We start from the raw sequence: 18,299 nt of genomic DNA, 5'->3' as shown, positions 1-18,299 counted from the left end.
GTGCACAGCAGGTCAGTAACCTCCGGAGTAGCCGCCGCTCTGCGCGACGGTCGGCGACGCGGCCTGCCCGGCGGTGCCCGGCGCCTTCTTCCCCTCGGGCGTGCTCGCGAACCACGTGCCGCCGACACCCTGCCCGTTGGTCTGCCCCGCCGCGGTGTCCCCGGCGAAGCGGTAGAGCGGCCAGCCGTTGAGGGTCACCTGCTTCGTGCCGTCCGGCCGGGCCACACTGCCGACCAGGGCGGAGTCCACTCCGGTGACCTGGACCGCGTCCTGGGCGGTGAGCGGCGGCCACTTCGCGGCGCAGGCGTCGACGCAGGTGCTCGCGGACGGCTTGGCGGTGTCCTTGTCGAAGCGGTACAGGGTCCGGCCGGCGGCGTCGGTGACGACCGGCCCGAGCGTGGCCGACTTCACGGCCACGAGCCGGACCCCGCCGGTGCCGCCGGTGGCCGGGGCTGACGACGTGGCGGCCGCGGCCGGAGGGACGGCGGCGGACGTGGCCGCGCTCCCGCCGGAACCGTCGGCCGTGTCCGGCCCGCAGGCGCCGGCGGCGAGCGCGAGCACGGCGACGCCGGTGGCGGCGAGCATCCGGCGCGCGGTGAACCGGGGCGCGGCGAACATGGGCGTGGCGAACTTCGGCATGGCGAACTCCCCCTGGATCGTGGGTGTTTGGCGATCCGGGCGGTGTTCGCCCGGGCACCTTCCACACGAGTCCCGCCGGGGAACGGTTCAACGTCGGCGCGAAGTTTTTTCCCGCATCCGTCCGGGCCGGATCGCGGCCTGTCGTTTCCTGGGGGACCGGACCCGCACCACGCCCGACTTCACCGTCGACACCAACGCGAAGGTGCTGTGCGGCACTTCCGCCGAATTTATGACCGTTGACGTACGACCACACCACTTCACGGGACACGACCCGTGGGCACGCATCTCCTCGGCATTGACCACCAGCGCCTGCAGCAGTTCATCACCATCTCGACCTGGGCCCTGGAGGAGGTCCGCGCCCGCATCGGGGACCTGGTTGTGCAGGCGCTCACGTCGCAAGCCTGGGTGATCGACGACACCGCGTTCCCGAGGATGGCGGCGCCCCGCACGGCCACCCGGCGGCACGGTTCACGCGACCGTCTGACCGGCGAAGATCCGGTGGCGGATCGAGCACGACTACCGCGAGCTGAAGACCGCCCTGGGCCTGAACCACTTCGAAGGCCGCTCCTGGACGGGCCGGCATGGCCACGTCGCCCTCGTCACCGCCGCCCGTCTCTTCAATGGCCCTGGCCCGGAGCCGCCCCGAAGTGTCTGCTCGGGCATGACCCTCTATCAGGCTGTCGGAGCCCGCCAACACCTCCTGGTCGCCTGGCATGCCCAACGTGCCACCAGCCAACACCCAGGCCAAGAGCAGCCCCGACCCAACAAAGCACTACTCGGCGGCGCGGAGGATGAGATGGCCGCGGCGAAAGCGTTCGCCGTCGCCGGGGCAGCGCAGCATGCGGGCGGTCTCGGTGAAGCCGGCCTCGGCGGCGAGCGCGGCGAGGGTGTCGAGGGGCCAGCGGTAGGCGGTGGTCACCTTGTGGTCGAAGGGGGTGACCGGGGCGCCCTCGGACTCGAAGAAGCCCAGCAGGGCGTAGCCACCCGGGGCCAGGACGCGGCGGAACTCGGCGAGGTAGGAGGGAAGTTGCTCGGGCGGGGTGTGGATGAGCGAGTACCAGGACACCACGCCGCCCAGCGCGCCGTCGGCCGTCTCCAGGGCGGCCATCGAGCCGACCTCGAAGCGAACGCCCGGGTACGTCCGGCGGGCGATGGCGATTAGGGCGGGCGACAGGTCGATGCCGAAGGCGTCCAGGCCCTCCTTCCGCAGGGCGGCGGTCAGGTAGCCGGGGCCGCAGCCCAGGTCGGCCACCAGGGCGGGACCTGCGGCGCGCACGAGGTCGGCGAAGGCGGTGACGAAGGAGCGGTCCAGCGGCAGGTGGGCCAGGCCGTCCTTGACGTGGTCGGCGTAGCGAACGGCCACGGCGTCGTAGGCCTCCGCGGTGGCGCTCAGATGCGCGGACGCGGACGACGCGGCCGACGAGGCAGGGGACGACGAGGACGGGGACGACGGGTGTGACGGGGTATCGGACACGGTGGACGACCCTAGACCACGGCCACCGGCCGGGGAGCGGCGGTCCCTGGCTACCGCGCCCCGGGTGGAGCCATGCCGGGAAACATGATTGACCGTTAGGTCATCGCCGACTTCCTCAGCCGCTCCCGCTCCCGCGCCCGCCTGACGCCCGCCGACGCCGCCTCTACTTCCTCGGCGCCGTGATCACCGTCGCCCGTGCCGGCGCGTACGCCCACATCCCCTTCCCCCTGATCTACCTGGCCCCGGCCGCCGCCTCCCTCGCCCTGGGACTCCCCGGAACCGGCGCCGCACCCCCGGGCTGCGCCGGGAGGAGGTGGCGCAGCTGGCCGGGCCGTCGGTGGACTACCACGCGCGGCTGGAGCAGCGGCGCGGCCCGCAGCCCTCGCCGCAGCTGCTGGCTGCGCCGGCCCGGGCTCTGCGGCTGAGCGAGAACGAGCTGGACCACCTGTACCACCTGGCCGGGCACGAGCCGCCGCGTCGGCACGGCCCGCTCACCCGCGCTGCGCCCCGGGGCTGCTGCTGATCCTGTACCGCCCGCCTGCACGATGCGCCCGCCCAGGTGGTCTCCGACCTGTGGGATGTGATGGCGCAGAACGCGATGGCCGCCGCCGTGTTCGGGGACCTCGCCGCGCAGCCGCCCGGGGGCGCAACCTGCTGCTGCGCTGGTTCACCGATCTGGCGAGCCGTGCGCTGTTCCCACCCGAGGACCACGAGGTGTTGGCCCGCGCCCATGTGGCGAGCCTGCGCGCCGCCCACGCGGCTCGCCCCGGGGGCCGGCGCGCCGCCGAGCTGCTGGCCGAACTCCGCGTCACGGAAGAGGAGTTCGCCGCCTGCTGGCAGCGCCACGAGGTGGCGGTGCGCGCAGCGGCTGCAAGCGGGTGCTGCGACCGGTGGTGGGGGAGCTGCAGTTGGAGTGCGAGGTGCTGGCCGCGGGCGCGTAGGGCGCATCCGGCAGGCCCGCGGGGCTGCCCGCTGTGACGCTGCGGCTGCGGCGTGTCAGGGCCCACTGCCCGTAGGCTGGGAGGGCCGCAGGCGGCACGAAACGCCACCAAAGCGACGAAGCGACACACAGGCAAAATCGACATTTCGACACTTCGACACATTCGACAGACCGACAGACCGACAGACCGACAGACCAGCACTCCGACGGAACAACAGGAAACGGGCAGGCAGGGGCATGCAGTTCGACGACCAGGGAGACCTGGACACCTCGCAGGTGGACGACCGGCGTGGCATCCCGGGCGGGAAGGTCGCCATCGGGGGCGGGGCGGTGGGCCTGCTCGCGGTGCTGCTGGCGGTCGTCCTGGGAGTCGACCCCCAGTTGATGGGCCTGTCCTCCGGCGGCGCGGGCACGTCCTCCGGGGCGCGTACCGACGGCCAGGTGCAACAGTCCTGCAAGAAGGGCGCGGATGCCAACGTGCGCCAGGACTGCCGGATCACGGCCGTCACCAACAGCCTCCAGGAGTTCTGGGGCACCGAGCTGCCGCGCCGCACCAAGACGGCCTACAAGCCCGCCCAGACGGTGCTGTTCACCGACCGGGTCTCCACCGCCTGCGGCCCGGCGACCTCGGCGGTGGGCCCGTTCTACTGCCCCGGCGACCAGAAGGCCTACTTCGACCTCGGCTTCTTCGACGAGTTGTCCACCCGCTTCGGCGCCAAGGGCGGCCCGTTCGCCGAGTCCTACGTCGTCGCCCACGAGTACGGCCACCACCTGCAGACCCTGCTGGGCACGATGCAGAAGGTCGGTAGCGACCGGCAGGGCGCCAACAGCGCCTCGGTGCGCCTGGAGCTGCAGGCCGACTGCTACGCAGGGGTGTGGGCCCACCACGCCACCACCACCGCGCAGGCCTCCACCGGTCGTCCCCTGATCGCCGCCCTGACCGACCAGGACATCGCCCAGGGCCTGGACGCGGCCGCGGCCGTCGGCGACGACCGGATCCAGAAGCAGGCCACCGGCAGGATCAACCCCGAGGCCTGGACCCACGGCTCCTCCGACCAGCGCAAGGCCTGGTTCACCACCGGCTACCGCAGCGGCGACCTCGCCCAGTGCGACACCTTCTCCGGGAAGATCTGAACCCCGGTCCGCCGGACCGAACCCTTGCGCGCCCGGGCCGCTGTGAACGTGGTGCCGGGAGTGGGACGTCGGACCGGCCGACGTCCCACTCCCGGCGCCGAAGGCTCAGGACAGGCGCTGGAGGATCCACTCGACGAGGACGCCGGAGACGTGGCTGTGCTCGGTGTTGTCGGTGTCGAAGGCGACCTCGTGCAGGTGGAAGCGGTCGGGGGACTGGGAGCGGAGGTTCAGGTGGGGGTCGACGTCCCAGGCGATGGGGTCGTACGTGACGGCGGAGGCGCTGACCGCGGGGACGAAGGCGCCGCTGCGGTACTCCTCGCTGATCTTCGCCTTGATCGCGTCCGCGACCTTGCCGAAGGAGTCCAGGGTGCCGCCGGGCACCCCGTCCAGGGCGGGGACCTCGCTGGTGGTGGAGCGGCGCAGCTCCAGGCCGGCGTGCATGCCGCCGATGCGCTGCTCGGTGCCCCGGTCGGGCTGGAAGCGGGCGGTGGCGCTGGCGACCAGGGCCTGCCAGTCGAAGGCGACCTCGCCGGGCGGTAGCGGGCGGCCGGTGCCGTCGCCGCGGCCGTTGGCGACGCCCAGCAGGCGCGGGCGACGCGGGAAGTTGCCGAGGTCGGCGAGCTCGCGCACGAACTCGGTGCGCAGCCGGCTGGCGGTGGCGACCTCGCCGGAGTACTTGGCGTCCGGCACCCATGCCCACAGCAGCTGCTGGGCGGCGGGGCTGCGGATCAGGTCGGCCTGGCCGGGCCGGCCGGGCTCGGCGGGGGTGAGCTTTTCGAAGAAGTACGCCATCTGCTGGAGGATCAGCGGGATCCAGGCGCCGTTGTGGGGGGAGTCCCAGGACAGGTAGGTGCCGGTCTCGTGGTCGACGCCCTCGTTCTCCAGTTTGGCGAGCGCGTAGCGGGTGACGATGCCGCCCATGCTCACTCCGCCGACGGTCAGCGGCTCGGTGCCGGTGCGTTCGGCACAGGCCTGCTGGATCGCGGCGGTCGCGGCCCGGGCGTTGTGCTGGATGCGGGCGTGGCGCTCGTCGAAGCCGATCAGGACGATGTCGTGGCCGCGGGCGAGGAGCTGGTCGAAGAAGCCCGGCCGGTCTTCCTCGTAGGGGGTGTTGAAGTGGGCGAAGAGGGCGGGCAGGTCGCTCTTGCCGTAGTTGAAGCCGTCGGCGAACAGGAACGGCCTCTCCAGGCGGGTGCGGCCGTTGCCGTAGTAGACGGCCGCCTCGCCGCCGGGCAGCGGCCAGGTCGTGTCGGGCACCCGGCCGCCGGGGGCGCCGATCTCGGTGGTGAACAGGACGTTCCGGGAGAGGCCCGCCGCCAGCTCGGCGACTTCCTCGGGGGTGAGGTCCGCGCCCTTGGCGCTGAGGGTGGTGGAGACGTCGATACGGGGTGCCGCAGTCATGGCTTACCGCCTCGGTCGGTGGGTCGGTTCGTGATGGACCGTAGTCGAACGATCGCTCGCCGTGCGGGGCCGACACACGTACTGGCCGAAAGTGGTCGTCGGGGCGGGTGCGGGAAGTCGGCGGGTGGACTCTGCCGGCGAGGGATGTGGTCCAGGTCGGGCTCAGGTCGCTGTCACTGTCGCTGTCGCGATGCCGTGGTGGGTGCGGAGTGCGTGGATGCGGGTGGGGCGGCGATCTGTCGTGGTGGTGGTGTCGTGGGCGCCGGTCGGCGGATGTTGACGGCCGTGCCGATGTGCCCGGGGACAACCCTGACGGGCGGTCGCGCCCCGTGAGGACACCGGTCTGCCGCATCCGCCTGGTCGACGCCCGGGCCGGTGCCACCTGCCGCCTGGACGAGGGACGGGTCCGTGGAAGCCCGGTGGCGGTGGTGACTTCGACGTGTCCTCCCGACAGCGCGGCGGCCTGTTCGGCGCCCGTTTCGTTGCCGTCGGCGAACTCGCGCGCCCCATGGCGCCGGTCCCGGGGGCACCCGCGTCACCGGGACCCTCACCGGCCGCGCCCTGCCGGTCCTTCTCCACGGCCGGCAACCCCGGCTGGGCGGACCCTGCCGACACCTGCGTGCCCTGGGTGTCCTCGGCCGCCTTGCGGCCCTGTCACCCGTGGCCGGTGCCGAGCCCGTGGTATTTCCTCACCAGGGCGCGGTCGGGAGCCGGGCACCGGTGCACGGAAGGCTGGGCCATGCGGAAACTGATCTACGGCATGAACCTGACCCTGGACGGCTACATCGCCGCGCCCGGCGACGACATCGGCTGGAGCGGTCCGCCGAGTCGCGAGCTGTTCCAGTGGTGGCTGGAGCAGGAGAAGGCGAGCGGCCTGTCGCTGTACGGGCGCAAGCTGTGGGAGACGATGAGCTCCTACTGGCCGACCGGCGACCGGCAGCCCGGCGCCACCGCGGCGGAGATCGAGTTCGCGCGGAACTGGCGGGACACGCCGAAGGTGGTGTTCTCCTCGACGATCGACGAGGTCGGCTGGAACGCCCGCCTGGTCACCGGTGACGCGATCGCAGAGATCACCCGGCTCAAGGCCGGGGACGGCGCCCCGATGAACATCGGCGGCGCCACGCTCGCCGGGGCGGCCATGCGCGCCGGGCTGATCGACGAGTACGTGATCGCCGTCCATCCGGTCCTGGTGGGCGCCGGCACGCCGTTCTTCACCGCGCTGGACAGCCGGGTGGACCTGGACCTGCTGCAGACGCGGACGTTCCCCGGCGGCGTGGTCCTGAGCAGGTACGGGACGAGGCGCTGAGCGGCCCGCCCCGGGCGCTGGGGTGGCGTGGCGCCGGAGGTCAGATTCCGAGCAGGGCGGTCGAGACCGTCCACAGGCGCTCGGCGATCGCGGGGTCGAGTGCCCATTCCTTGACGCCGTGTGGGTGCTGCGCGAGGTCGGCGTCGTTCGGCACGGTGTAGGCCTCCTGCGAGTCGTCGAGGTAGTGGCCTCCGGAGTGGGCGAACTGCGGGGCCACGGCCGCGACCATCGTGGTGGCGGCGCCCTGCTGGACGCTCTTGTACGTGAACACTCCGGCGGCCTCGGCCTCGTCGAGTGACTGCCTCTGCCGGGCGGTGAAGTTGCGCTGCAGGCCCGTCGCGACGCCGCCGGGGTTCACCGCGTTGGCGACGATGCCCTCGCCCGCCCACCGGCGGGTCGCCTCGACGGCGAACAGGCAGTTCGCCGTCTTCGACCGGGCGTAGGCGATCTGCGGGTCGTAGCCGCGCCGCTCGAAGTGGAGGTCGTCGAAGTCGACGCCGGAACGCATGTGCGCCGTCGAGCTGACCGAGACGATCCGTGCCCCGTCGCGCTCGCGCGCTCCCAGGGCCAGGGCCCGGTGCAGGCCGACGGCCAGTGCGAGGTGGCCCAGGTGGTTCGTCGCGAACTGCAACTCCCAGCCCTCACGGGTGCGTTCGAGGCCGCCGGTGACCACACCCGCGTTGTTGACCAGCAGGTGGAGCGGGCCGCTCCACGCGTCGACGAACGCGGCGACGGCGGCCCGGTCGGCGAGGTCCAGCCGCATGACACGGGGGCGGCCCCCCGCGGTCGAGTTCTCGATGGACGCGGCGACGGCGTCGCCCGCGGCCGTGTTGCGCACGGCGAGCGTCACCTGCGCCCCGGCCGCGGCCAACGCGCGAGCCGTCTCCACGCCGATCCCGGAAGAGGCCCCCGTCACGACCGCGCGCACGTCTGTGAGGTCGACACCCCGCACCACCTCCTGCGCCGTGCTGGAGGCGGTGAAGGACGTGGACAGGGGTGCGCGAGCCGTCATGCCGGCAAAGCTATACACACTCGACAGAACTTGTACAGTGGGACTTGTTTGGCTGGATCCCCGCTCCTATGCTCGCCCCATGAGCAGCCCCGAAGCCGGCCCCCCGGCGTCGCCGACCACCGAGACCGACCGCCGCACCGCGGTCCTGGACTCCGCTCTGGCCACCTTCGCCCGATTCGGCTACCGCAGGACCTCGATGGAGGAAGTGGCGCGGGCTGCGCACATCTCCCGCCCGGGGCTCTACTTCCTCTTCTCCTCGAAGCAGGCCCTGTTCCGCGCTGCGGCGGCCCAGGCGCTGGAGCGCGACATCGCAGCGGTCGAACACGTCCTGGCCGATGCCGGCCGTCCGCTTGCCGAGCGCCTCGTCGAAGCCTTCGACCAATGGGCGGGCCGCTACGTCGGCCCGCTGGCGCGCGATGTCGCCGTGCTCATCGAGGACAACCCCGACCTCCTCGGCGAGCTCGCCCTGACCGCCCCACGACGTTTCGAGGAACTGATCACCGATGCGATCGCGGTGGAGTCGGGACAGGCGACGGCCACGTCCCGGGCGCAGACGATGATCAGCGCATCGATCGGCCTCAAGCACCAGGCCGCGACGCGCGAGTTCTACCTCGAACGCCTGAAGGCCGCCGTCCACCTCCTGATGCCCTGAAGAAGGGACCTCCCAGGACCGGGCACGGCGGCCGAACACCGTCGCTCGCCCGGGCGGCCGCGAGCGCAGGACTGGTCGGCTCACCGTGATCACGAACGGCGCGCTGGAGCCCGTCGCGTCGTGCGGGCCGCACACCGCGCCCCGGCCGCCGCTCAGCCGGGTGCCGGGCGCGATCCCGTTCTCGCCCGCCGCCGGGACCAGCGCCGCGGCGCCCCCGCCGGGCTCCAGACCCGCGGGGACGGTGCAGGTGACGCTGTGCCCGGCCATGCCGGGCCCGCGGTTCGCGGGGGACAACGGCTGGGCGGTGTAGTTCCCACGGGGCATCCCGATCGTCATCGTGATCGGATCGGCCGTGGCGTCGGGGCCCTCGTTGACGACGACGCCGCGCACGGCGCTCCTCGCGCCGGCCGCCGCGGGAGCCGGGTCGAGCGCCACGACCCGCAGGCGGGAGCCGACGGCGCCGCGGCCGGGAAGGCGGTGGCGGTCGTGAACGGGCCGAGCCCGAGGTGCCGGCCCCGCCGGCCCCGCCGACCCCGTCGGCTCAGCGGGTGAAGCGGCCGCCCAGGTAGCGGTACTCCGGGTCGTCGGCGGGCAGTTCGCCCAGCTCGGCGAGCAGCTCCTGCGCGTAGACCTCGGCGTCGTCCTGCGGCTGGTAGCCCAGTGCCCGGGCCGACGAAAGGTCCCACCAGGCGCGGGAGTTGGCGGAGATGCCGTACACCACGGCATGGCCCGCCACCGGGCCGGCGAGCGCCGCGTGCACGAGGCGGGCGCAGTCGCCCGGGCTCAGCCAGGTGCCCAGCGCCCGGATGCCACGCGGCCGCTCGGCGAAGGAGCCGATCCGCAGCGACACCGTGTCGATGCCGTGCCGGTCGGCGTACAGCGAGGCCAGGTTCTCACCGAAGCACTTGGACAGCCCGTAGAAGGTGTCGGGCCGCTGCGGGGTGTCCACCGGCACGACGGCACCGCCGGCGGGACGCTCGGTGAAGCCCACCGCGTGGTTGCTGCTGGCGTAGACGATCCGGCGCACCCCCGCCGCCCGGGCCGCGTCGAAGAGCCGGTAGGTGCCGTCGATGTTGGCGGCCAGGATGTCGGCGAACGGCGCCTCACCCGCAATCCCCGCCAGGTGCACCACGGCGTCGACGCCCTCCATCGCCGCCGCCAGCGCGCCGGCATCCTGAAGGCCGGCGGTCACCGCCTGCGGCTCGCCGGGCACCGGCAGCCGGTCGAAGCAGCGCAGCCGGTACCCGTACGCGGGCAGCAACTCCCGCAGGCAGGTGCCGATCCGCCCGGCCGCGCCGGTGAGCAGGACGAGTTCGGGCTGGTTCACCATCTGCTGTGACCCCCTGGTCTTCCCCGCAGGCCCGAAACGAACCGGCGACCGGATCCGATGACCCGCGACTGTACCCGACGGCCCGCCGACCGGGGCCGACTCGCACAGGGGCACCGGCAGCCCAGCGGCGTGGTGACGGCGCGGGGCACGGTGTCCACCGCCACCGTCTCGTTCTCACGGGGAACGCGAAAAGTAGTAGGGGGGTGCGCCCGCTGCACGACGGGCTCGTTGACGTACAACGGGCGGCTTCCACGACTGGGTGCTCCGGTACTGCCCGTTGGCCGTGTACGTGTACGCGAAGGGACTTCGCCGCATCCTCGGCCCGGAAGCGGACCAGCCAGGCCCGCACGATCTGTGGGAGCGGGAGGTGGGCGGAGGGCGCGGCGCCGGCGGACGGGGCGATCGGCAGCAGGCACAAGGCCCCCGCCTCGCGGCGGCGCCCGCCCGCGGTAGCGGCGCGCGGTCCCACCCGAACGGCCCGATCCTCCGGGCGGCCACCCCGCCCGGGGGCGGTGGCACGGTGACGCACGGACGGCAGGCGCTTGCGGGCGGCGCCGTCACCACCTGGTAGCAGGGTGACGGCCCGCACGCGCGGCTGGTCCGGCAGGGGAACCGGCACAGATCAGTACAGGGCCTCGCCCATGGGCGAGCCGTCGCCCGTGACGAACGCGCGGATCGAGGCCAGGTACTCGACGCGGCCGACGCGCCCGTCGCCGTCGCCGTCCAGGGCGTCGAACGCCGCGTCGGCGTTGCCGGCCCGGTTGCCCAGGGCCTGGCGCAGCGCCGTGAACTGCGAACGGTCCAGCGCGCCGTCCTGATCGGCGTCGGCGAGGTCGAACAGGGCCCCCAGGGCGTAGCGGCACACGTTGTCGAACTTGTCGGCGTCCACCCAGGCCGCGTACTCCTCGTAGGTCATCACGCCGTCGCCGTTGGCGTCCATCGCCGCCCAGGCCCGCTCTCCCGCGGTGAGGGCGGCGACCACCAGGGGGTCGTCGTGGCTGCGCCCGGTGGCCTGGCGTGCCCGCTCGATGCGCACGAAGTAGTCGTGGCGGGAGGCGACGCCGTCGCCGTCGGTGTCGAGCATCGCGTAGATACGGGCCTTCGGGGCGGTGGCGGTGGTGGCGGTGTCGGCCGGGGCCGGCTGCGGTGCGGTGCGCGGCTGTGGCATCTCGGGTCTTCCTTAACGGGGGAGGGGTTCGTGCCGGTCAGTGGGTCAGGCGCAGCACGAGGGTGGAGTCCAGCGTCGTCTCGCCGGCCGGGGTGCCGCAGCCGGCGCCGGAGCTGGTGCCCACCGCGCTGAGGGCGTCGCCCGCGAAGCGCGCGCTGTCGGCGGTGACGGCGCCGGAGACGACCAGCGAGGCGGTGCCGTTGACCTTCACCACGTCCGTCCTCGTGAACCGGAGGGTGGAGGTGCTCAGGTCGGCCCAGTGGACGGTGGTCGTGGAGGTGTCGCCGTGTTCGTCGCCGGTGCACTCGGCGGCCGGCATGGTGACCGTGCGCTCGAACGTGCCGGTGGCCAGGGGCGCGCCGAAGGCGTCCACGCACGAGAGGGTGCCGGTCATGGCCAGGGTGTCGGGCAGGGGCAGGTCGATACCGCCGGCGCCGACGGCGTTGGCGAACACGCCGTGGGCGTTCAGCACGCACGTGGCGTCGGTGACCGGCGCGGCGGAGCTGACGGGCGCGGTGGAGCTGACGGGCGCGGCCAGGCCCGCTCGGGCCGGAGCCCAGGCGCCGGTCAGCAGCGGGACGACGGCCAGCAGCGAGGTCGCGGCGGCCAGCGAGCCACCACGGACGGAGATCTTCATATCGTGTGCTCCAAGGAAGGGCCGGTTGTGCGCGGGCCCCGCGGCCGCGCCGGTGCGCCCATGATCGAGCGCGGCGCCCCCGGCGGTCTGACGACCCGCCAGAAGCGGCGGAAAAGAGCCGTCGGCGTCGAGGCCGCTCCCGCAACGCCCCGGCATCAGCAGAAGGCGTAGCCCGCGGACGTGCCCAGGCCCCGGGGCTTCCCGACGGCCGCGGCCCCGCAAGGGCCGAAGCGGCCGGTCACTTCGTGCCACAGGTAGGAGCCCGCGAGCGCCTCCTGCAGCGACCGGGTGAACCCGGCCGCCCCGGGCGGCACGGCGGCCGGGGCGTGGGCGAGGGTGTCGACCCGGGCGGTGAGCAGGCCGTCGATCAGGGCGGTGGCCTCGCGCCGGCTCACGCCGAGGGCCCGGCGGGCGACCTCCACGCCGTTGTTGCCGATGGTGCCCTCCTCGACCTCCCGGTCGTAGGACACGATGTCGTTGTGCAGGCTGACGGCGTCCACGAACGCGTCGACGGCGGTGCGGAACTCCCTGCTGCGCAGCACGTCCGGGTGCAGCTCGCCCACGGCGTGCTCCATGAGGACGGTGGTGAACTGCAGGGCTCGCGGTGGCCGGCGCGAGGGGCAGGAGCAGGGACGCGGGGGCGGCTGTGGCCGTCGCCGCGCGCCGGGAAGGAACGGGCAAGGGGGTGGCTTTCCGTGGAGGCTCCGCGCATTCGTTTGTGCAACGCTCAACGATCGACGGGGAGCCGGGAAACGAGCCGCCGTCTGCCCTGGCGCGCGAGAGCGCGGGAAGTCGGCCCGGCCGACTTCCCGCGCCGCCGCGGGCCCGCCCGGGAGGACTACTCCATGGGGGTCCTGCGGCCGAGCGGCTTGTAGAGCGCGGCGAGCCGCGGATGCGTGAAGCACTGGTGGGCCGTGCCATCGAACGTATCCGTGCCAGCGGCCGGGCGGCCACCGGGTTCCCCGTCCTGGCGGCGGCGCTCAACTCATCTTCTGCCGTCGCCAGTTCGAGGGATTGCGGTATCCGCCCCGGCGCCGACACGATCCTGCGCACAGGCACGGCCGCGTCCGTGGCGGTGCCGCGCCGAAGAGGGAGGGAAGCCATGCGCCGTCAGATCATCGGTGCCTTCATGCTGGCCGCCGCCGGGACGTTCGCGCTCGCCGCACCCGCCGGGGCGGCGAGCGGACTGCTGGTGGTCAACGGCGTCCCCCGCCACAACCCCCCGCGCGGCTGCTACCCGGCCTCCTCGCCGGTCACCATCCACAACCACACGAACACCATGGTCCTGGTGCACGCCGCCGCGAACTGCCAGGGCCCGGTGACCGCGGAGGTGGAACCCGGCCAGTCCGCCAGGACCTTCGGGGCCAGCTACTTCGTCTTCTGATCCGGCGGGTGTTCCCGAACCCGCGCCGCTCTGCCGACGGCGAAGACCGCCCCCCGCCGCTCCCGCCCGCCACTACGGTCCGAAGCCATGGAAACCGTCACCACCCGTACGGTCGAGTACCCCGCCGACGGCCTCACCATGGTCGGGCACCTCGCCCTGCCCGCCGGCACCGGCCGCCGGCCCGCCGTCCTGATCGGGCCCGAGGGCACCGGCCTGAACGACTTCCAGCGCCGCCGGGCCGACGCCCTCGCCGAACTCGGCTACGTCGCACTGGCCTTCGACCTCCACGGCGGGCGCTGGTTCACCGACCCCCAGGAGATGCTGGAGCGCTGCCTGCCGCTGATCGCCGATCCCGAGCGGCTGCGCGGCATCGGCCACGCCGCACTCGAGGTCCTGCGCGCCCAGCCGCGCACCGATCCCGGGCGTATCGCCGCCATCGGCTACGGCACCGGCGGCGCCGTCGTCCTCGAACTCGGCCGCGCCGCGGCGGACCTGAAGGCGATCGGCACGGTCAACGCCCTGACCACCGGCCGTCCCGGCGAGGCGGCGAACATTCGCTGCCCGGTGTGGGCGGGCGTCGGGTCCGAGGACCCGATCATGTCCGCCGCCCAGCGGGACGCCTTCACCGCCGAACTGCAGGACGCCGGCGTCGACTGGCGCCTGACCGTCTACGGGGGCGCCCGGCACGCCTTCCACCACCCGCCCGTCGACCAGAGCGTCGTGCCCGGTGTCGCCCACCACCCGCGGCACGCCCGGCGCGCCTGGCACGACGTCCTCGCCCTGCTCGCCGAATGCCTGCCCGTGGCCGCAGGGTGACGGCCGGTTGCGGTTGCCGGCCCCGGAGCGGGCGAGGGCCGCCATGGCGACAGCGGGCTTGACCTCAAGGCCACTTGAGCTCGTAGCGTCGGGTGCGTGATCTTCACCGACAAAGAACGCCGGTACCTCGCCGCGCAGCTGCTGGCCCGGCTGGCCACCACCGGTCCCGACGGCGCTCCGCAGGTCCGCCCGGTGGGTTTCCGGCTCAACGACGACGGCACCATCGACATCGGCGGGCCCGCGATGGCCCGCAGCCAGAAGTACCGCAACGCCCAGGCCCGTCCCGGCGTCTGCGTGCTGGTGGACGACATGGCCCCCGCCGACGACCCGATCGCGCCCGGGTGGGGGCGCGGCGTGGAGATCAGGGGGCGGGCCGAGGTGCTGAGCGTCGATGTGCCGCCGGTGGCGCCCGGGCGCTTCAGCAACGACATCATCCGCGTCCACCCCCGGCGGGTCATCACCTGGAACCTGGAGGCCCTGGGCAGCGCCTCCCGTACCGTCGGGTGACGCGGGGGCGGCGCCGGGGGGGGGGGGGGGGCTCAGGCGCGGGTGCAGGTGTGGGTGGTCCTGCTGCTGCCGGCGGTGTGGACGACGGTCAGCGTGGTGCCGTCGTAGGTGACCGCGAGGTTCTCGCTCCTGCTGTCGGAGGAGCCGGGCGGCTGCCAGGGCAGGGTGAGTTGGAGGCCGGCGCCCACCGTCGCGGGGACGTCGAGGGCCTCGGGGGCGCGCTCGTGGGTCAGCTTCTCGGGGCCGTCGGCCAGGGTCAGCGACAGGTGGCCGCCGCGCAGCAGGAAGGAACCGCGCCAGGTGGCCGCCTTGCCGCTCGCACCGTCCCAGGTGATCGTCCAGCCGCCGTTGCCGCCGCCGTCGGTCTGGACGTCGACCTTGCCGGCCATGGGCTCGCCGCGCGAGTTGGTGGAGCGCAGGTTCCAGCTGCCGCGCACGAAGGCGTCGAAGGCGCGGTCGGCGACGGTGGGCTTCGCCGCCCCGGTGGGGGCGCCCGTGGCGGCCGTGGTGGCCGTGGTGGCCGTGGTGGTGGCCGTGGTGGTGGCGGTGGCGGTCGGGGGAGCGGCCTGGCCGCCGTCGGCGCCGCCCGCGCTGCCCGCGCTCTTCGTGGCGGTGCTGCTGGAGCAGGCGGCGACCAGGGCGGACCCGGCGCCGATCGCCAGGTAGCGCAGGGCGTTGCGGCGCCCTATGACGCTTGCGGCGGCGTGGAGATGACGGACGCTCATGCTGGACTCCCCGTTCGGCGTGCGGTTGATCAAGACGGGGAGTCTAGGGGAGTACGCCCTGTGCCTGCTCTGGGGGTTGCGGGCCGCGGGGCTGGTCCGGGGCTGGGAAGCCGGTGATGTGTGTGGTGCGGGTCGGGTTCGGCGGTGCCGTCTGGCGGGGGGTTGGCGGGGTTGTCGGGAGGTTGGCGAGGGGCGGGGCGAGGGTGTCGGCGGTGGTGGCGAGGAGGGCGCGGGGGGCGGGGCGGACGTATGAGGGGGTTCTTGTGACGGCGGGGGACGCGTCACCGGCGGTAAGGGTGGGTGGGCCGGGCGCCGCGTCTTCGTGGCTCGTGGTGGTGCCGTCCCCGGTTCGAGCGGGGGCGGCATCACCTGGCCTGGTGTCGGTGACGGCCTGTCCCTGTCCGGGGCCGTCCCCGGGCCGCGGGGCCGGCCGGTTCACCGGTTCGGGATGCGTGCGCCTATCGCTGCCGCCGCTTTCGGGGTGTGCGTAGGCCGAGGTCGGAGACCTCGCCCAGGTGGGCGAGTTTGTCCGGGTTGGCTACGGCGTGGATCTCGCGCACGGTGCCGTCCTGGGTGATGTCGAGCGCGAGTACGTTGAGTACCCGGCCCTGGGCGTCGTAGGCGACCATGCCCGGGTGGCCGTTGACGCGGGCGGGCACCAGGCGGGCGCCGAGTTCGGTGGTGCGGCGTACGGCGCTGACGATGAGCTTGGCGACCGGCAGGGGGGTGGTGACGCGGCGGCCGATCGCGCGGGCCTTGCCGCCGCCGTCGCCGTGCAGGACGACGTCGGGGGCGAGCATGCCGAGCAGTTCCTGCGGGTCGCCGCCGGCGGCCACTTCGAAGAAGCGGCGGGCCAGTTCGTCGCCCTGCGCGCGTCGGGCCGGGGGTGGTGGCGGGGTGTCGCCGGTGGTCGCCGCGAGGTGTTTCCTGGCGCGGGTGAGGATCTGACGGCAGTTCGCCTCGGACTTGCCGGTCAGCTGCGCGAGCTGGGGGTAGCCGTAGCCGAAGGCCTCGCGTAGCAGGAACACCGCGCGTTCCACGGGGGAGAGGGCCTCCAGCATCACCAGGAACGCCATGGACAGCGAGTCGGCGAGCTCGGCGTGTTCGGCGGGGGTGTCGCCGGGGCGCTCGGCGAAGGCGACGACCGGTTCGGGTAGCCACTCGCCGACGTAGGTCTCGCGTCGCACCCGCGCCGAGCCGAGGTGGTTGATGCCCAGGCGGGTGACCGAAGTGGTCAGGTAGGCCTTCAGGTTGGTGACGGTGGTGCCCGCCTGCTCGGCGCGGGCCAGGTTGAGGAAGGTGTCCTGGACGAGGTCCTCGGCGTCGCCGACCGAACCCGTCATGCCGTAGGCGATGGAGAACAGCAGCGGCCGGTACCCGGCCGCCTGCGCCGCCTGCGCCACGTCCGCCGATCCCGCCGATCCCGCCATGGAGCCCCGTCCCTTCCGGCGCCGCCCCAGCGGGTGGCGCGCGTCACACCGGCCCGCCTGTCACAGGCGGGCGGGCTGCCCTGTCTCAGAGGGCAGCAGCAGACAAGGTACCGAGGAGGACGCGGGGCGGGCGTGCCCGGCCCTCGTCCTTCGGACCCCGCCCGCGCAACCCCCCTTGCCCGTAAGGAGAAACGCCGTGGACCTCGCACTGTGGATCGTCACCGCCCTACTGGCCGCCGCCTACCTGCTCGGCGGCGCCTTCAAGGTGCTCGTGCCCAAGGAGCGGATCGCCGCCGCCGGCCGCAGCGGGCGCTGGGTCGAGGACTTCGGTGCCGGCGGGGTGAAGGCGATCGGCGCCCTCGAGGTGCTGGCCGCCGCCGGTCTCGTCCTGCCCGCCGTACTCGGCATCGCGCGGGTCCTCGTGCCGCTGGCCGCGCTCGGCCTGGTGCTGCTGATGGGCGGCGCCGCGGCGGTGCGCGTGCGGCGCCGGGAGTACGCACTGGTGGCGGTCGACGCGCTCTACGTGCTGCTGGCCGCCTTCGTGCTGTGGGGGCGCCTGGGCCCGCAGTCCTACCTGCACTGACACCGGCCACCCGGCCCCCGACGCCTCTTCGGTACAAGGCTGTTGCACTCCCGGCCCGCCCCGGTGGGCATCATGCGGGGGGACGTGGAGGCGGGGAGGCGTGATGGGGCGGACGGCACGGCGCGCGGGCGGCACGGCGGCGGCGGTGGTGGTGGTGCTGGTGCTGGGGGCGGCGGCCTGCACGGGGCAGGGCGGCGGTGCGGACGCGACGGTCACCGGGAGCCGGCCGCGGCCGGTGTCGACGGTGAACGGGGCGGTGCTGTCCGAGCCCGCCCCGCCCTCGGCGCAGTGGATCGTGGACGAGCTGTCCGAACCCGGTGCGTACGAGAGCAGTTGTCCGGTCCCCACCCGCACCGACATGATCGTGCTCGACAGCGACGACCGCCACCGCACCCGCGCGGCCGTGGTCTGGCTGGGGGACGGCCTGCAGGTGTGCCTGGCCGGGATCAGCCACGGCGCGGACGGCGGCGGGTCGACCGTCTCCTCCGGACCGCTCGGCGACCTCACCCGCGGGCACTGGTCGGCCTGGATGGGGCGGTCCTTCTTCGCCGTCTTCCCCGGCGACGCGGGGACGGTGGTGATGGAGGACGACGACGACCACCTCTACGGGCCGGTGCACCAGCGGGTGGCGGACTTCGGCGCCGGCCGCAGGGCCACCTTCGTCCAGTACGCCTTTCCCGGCCCGCTCGCGCCGTCCGGCTCGCCGTCCGGTTCGCCCCGGGCCCGGCTGTGCCCCTCCGCGGGCGGCGGCTGCCGCCCGGCCCAAGGGGGCCGCTAGGGCCTGTCTTCAACTCGCGTCTGCGGGGCGGCGTTGGGGCACGCACCTCGCCGCGTTGTCGTCGCTCGCCCGATGGCCCCCAGCCTTCGGGCGGGAGGTGCCCCCACCGCAGTGGCTCCCTCCTCCGCCTTGCGATGCGCGCACCCCAACGCCGCCCCGCCCGCCCTGCGGGCGGACGACGGGAGTTTGAAGACAGGCCCTGGCGCTGTGGGTGGTGGTGGTGGGGGTGGGTGGTGGGGGTTGTCTGGGCGTGTCTTCGCGCGGTGGGGTGTTGTGGTGGCTGGGGGTGGGTGTGTTCGTGTGTGGTGGCCGGGATCGGGGTGGGGGCCGGTGTCGGGTGGGTGGTGGGTGTGTGGGGTGGGGCGGGGGAGTGGGTGGTGGGT

20 protein-coding genes and 3 pseudogenes are annotated in these 18,299 nt (G+C 73.8%); 13 read left to right on the top strand and 10 right to left on the bottom strand.

Annotated elements, in window-relative coordinates:
* Positions 1-12 precede the first annotated feature (12 nt).
* On the bottom strand, positions 13-639 hold the full coding sequence (locus tag HS99_RS25470; protein WP_050366325.1) for a hypothetical protein: 627 nt from the start codon (positions 637-639) through the stop codon (positions 13-15).
* Positions 640-912: 273 nt separating this feature from the next.
* On the opposite strand from HS99_RS25470, the pseudogene HS99_RS48475 reads away from it, so the two are divergent.
* Both HS99_RS48475 and HS99_RS45210 read left to right on the top strand, forming a co-directional pair.
* Positions 913-1,083 (top strand): annotated as a pseudogene (locus HS99_RS48475) (transposase); the annotation flags it as partial.
* A 43-nt stretch (positions 1,084-1,126) separates the two neighbouring features.
* Positions 1,127-1,304: pseudogene (locus HS99_RS45210) on the top strand (transposase); the annotation flags it as partial.
* Positions 1,305-1,411: 107 nt separating this feature from the next.
* On the opposite strand, the gene HS99_RS25465 reads toward HS99_RS45210, so the two are convergent.
* A complete protein-coding gene (locus HS99_RS25465; RefSeq protein ID WP_232543082.1) occupies positions 1,412-2,002 on the bottom strand; it encodes a class I SAM-dependent methyltransferase in 591 nt (196 codons plus the stop codon).
* Between the two features lie 424 nt (positions 2,003-2,426).
* Here HS99_RS25465 and HS99_RS46950 point away from each other — a divergent pair, with 424 nt between their 5' ends.
* The 3 genes and pseudogenes from HS99_RS46950 (at position 2,427) to ypfJ (ending at position 4,187) form a co-directional block, all read left to right on the top strand.
* Positions 2,427-2,636: a helix-turn-helix domain-containing protein gene (locus tag HS99_RS46950; RefSeq protein WP_050366324.1), complete on the top strand. Its 210-nt coding sequence runs from the start codon at positions 2,427-2,429 to the stop codon at positions 2,634-2,636.
* A gap of 60 nt (positions 2,637-2,696) precedes the next feature.
* A pseudogene (locus tag HS99_RS46940) lies at positions 2,697-3,091 on the top strand (MmyB family transcriptional regulator).
* A 199-nt stretch (positions 3,092-3,290) separates the two neighbouring features.
* Positions 3,291-4,187 carry a KPN_02809 family neutral zinc metallopeptidase gene (gene ypfJ / locus HS99_RS25455; protein WP_030290531.1) on the top strand — a complete coding sequence of 299 codons (897 nt, stop codon included), beginning with the start codon at positions 3,291-3,293 and terminating at the stop codon, positions 4,185-4,187.
* A 105-nt stretch (positions 4,188-4,292) separates the two neighbouring features.
* On the opposite strand, the gene HS99_RS25450 is transcribed toward ypfJ, so the two are convergent.
* Positions 4,293-5,588, bottom strand: coding sequence for an esterase/lipase family protein (locus HS99_RS25450; RefSeq protein ID WP_050366323.1), 1,296 nt, complete (start codon positions 5,586-5,588; stop codon positions 4,293-4,295).
* Between the two features lie 739 nt (positions 5,589-6,327).
* On the opposite strand from HS99_RS25450, the gene HS99_RS25445 reads away from it, so the two are divergent.
* Positions 6,328-6,894 carry a dihydrofolate reductase family protein gene (locus tag HS99_RS25445; protein WP_030290533.1) on the top strand — a complete coding sequence of 189 codons (567 nt, stop codon included), beginning with the start codon at positions 6,328-6,330 and terminating at the stop codon, positions 6,892-6,894.
* A gap of 40 nt (positions 6,895-6,934) precedes the next feature.
* On the opposite strand, the gene HS99_RS25440 is transcribed toward HS99_RS25445, so the two are convergent.
* Entirely contained in the window at positions 6,935-7,906 is a 972-nt protein-coding gene (locus tag HS99_RS25440) for an SDR family NAD(P)-dependent oxidoreductase (RefSeq protein ID WP_030552858.1), read from the bottom strand.
* Positions 7,907-7,985: 79 nt separating this feature from the next.
* Between HS99_RS25440 and HS99_RS25435 the strand changes: the two genes are divergently transcribed.
* Positions 7,986-8,558, top strand: a complete 573-nt coding sequence (locus HS99_RS25435; protein WP_030552856.1) for a TetR family transcriptional regulator — start codon at positions 7,986-7,988, stop codon at positions 8,556-8,558.
* A gap of 85 nt (positions 8,559-8,643) precedes the next feature.
* Positions 8,644-8,868, top strand: coding sequence for a hypothetical protein (locus HS99_RS25430; RefSeq protein WP_030552855.1), 225 nt, complete (start codon positions 8,644-8,646; stop codon positions 8,866-8,868).
* Positions 8,869-9,099: 231 nt separating this feature from the next.
* On the opposite strand, the gene HS99_RS25425 is transcribed toward HS99_RS25430, so the two are convergent.
* From HS99_RS25425 to HS99_RS47895, 4 genes are all read right to left on the bottom strand, one after another.
* On the bottom strand, positions 9,100-9,885 hold the full coding sequence (locus HS99_RS25425) for an NAD-dependent epimerase/dehydratase family protein (protein ID WP_370863298.1): 786 nt from the start codon (positions 9,883-9,885) through the stop codon (positions 9,100-9,102).
* A 625-nt stretch (positions 9,886-10,510) separates the two neighbouring features.
* Positions 10,511-11,056, bottom strand: coding sequence for an EF-hand domain-containing protein (locus HS99_RS25420; protein WP_232543081.1), 546 nt, complete (start codon positions 11,054-11,056; stop codon positions 10,511-10,513).
* A 37-nt stretch (positions 11,057-11,093) separates the two neighbouring features.
* On the bottom strand, positions 11,094-11,693 hold the full coding sequence (locus HS99_RS25415; protein WP_030552851.1) for a hypothetical protein: 600 nt from the start codon (positions 11,691-11,693) through the stop codon (positions 11,094-11,096).
* Positions 11,694-11,848: 155 nt separating this feature from the next.
* Positions 11,849-12,598, bottom strand: a complete 750-nt coding sequence (locus tag HS99_RS47895) for a terpene synthase family protein (protein WP_267885535.1) — start codon at positions 12,596-12,598, stop codon at positions 11,849-11,851.
* 197 nt (positions 12,599-12,795) lie between these two features.
* Between HS99_RS47895 and HS99_RS25405 the strand changes: the two genes are divergently transcribed.
* The 3 genes from HS99_RS25405 (at position 12,796) to HS99_RS25395 (ending at position 14,400) form a co-directional block, all read left to right on the top strand.
* On the top strand, positions 12,796-13,077 hold the full coding sequence (locus tag HS99_RS25405; protein WP_050366321.1) for a hypothetical protein: 282 nt from the start codon (positions 12,796-12,798) through the stop codon (positions 13,075-13,077).
* Positions 13,078-13,164: 87 nt separating this feature from the next.
* Positions 13,165-13,893 carry a dienelactone hydrolase family protein gene (locus tag HS99_RS25400; RefSeq protein ID WP_030552847.1) on the top strand — a complete coding sequence of 243 codons (729 nt, stop codon included), beginning with the start codon at positions 13,165-13,167 and terminating at the stop codon, positions 13,891-13,893.
* A gap of 96 nt (positions 13,894-13,989) precedes the next feature.
* A complete protein-coding gene (locus HS99_RS25395; RefSeq protein WP_030552845.1) occupies positions 13,990-14,400 on the top strand; it encodes a PPOX class F420-dependent oxidoreductase in 411 nt (136 codons plus the stop codon).
* A gap of 32 nt (positions 14,401-14,432) precedes the next feature.
* On the opposite strand, the gene HS99_RS45205 is transcribed toward HS99_RS25395, so the two are convergent.
* Complete coding sequence (locus HS99_RS45205) at positions 14,433-15,125, bottom strand: hypothetical protein (protein WP_030558479.1); 693 nt, start codon at positions 15,123-15,125, stop codon at positions 14,433-14,435.
* Positions 15,126-15,583: 458 nt separating this feature from the next.
* Positions 15,584-16,555: an RNA polymerase sigma factor SigJ gene (sigJ, locus tag HS99_RS25380; protein WP_046387508.1), complete on the bottom strand. Its 972-nt coding sequence runs from the start codon at positions 16,553-16,555 to the stop codon at positions 15,584-15,586.
* A 196-nt stretch (positions 16,556-16,751) separates the two neighbouring features.
* On the opposite strand from sigJ, the gene HS99_RS25375 reads away from it, so the two are divergent.
* Together HS99_RS25375 and HS99_RS45200 are read left to right on the top strand one after the other, a co-directional pair.
* Complete coding sequence (locus tag HS99_RS25375) at positions 16,752-17,138, top strand: DoxX family protein (protein ID WP_030291254.1); 387 nt, start codon at positions 16,752-16,754, stop codon at positions 17,136-17,138.
* A gap of 103 nt (positions 17,139-17,241) precedes the next feature.
* Positions 17,242-17,916, top strand: coding sequence for a hypothetical protein (locus HS99_RS45200; protein ID WP_030558407.1), 675 nt, complete (start codon positions 17,242-17,244; stop codon positions 17,914-17,916).
* Positions 17,917-18,299 lie beyond the last annotated feature (383 nt).

The organism is Kitasatospora aureofaciens, from assembly GCF_001188955.3.
GTDB lineage: Bacteria > Actinomycetota > Actinomycetes > Streptomycetales > Streptomycetaceae > Kitasatospora > Kitasatospora aureofaciens.
Note: the sequence above shows the minus strand (reverse complement) of the source record. Positions and strands in the feature narration are given on the sequence as shown.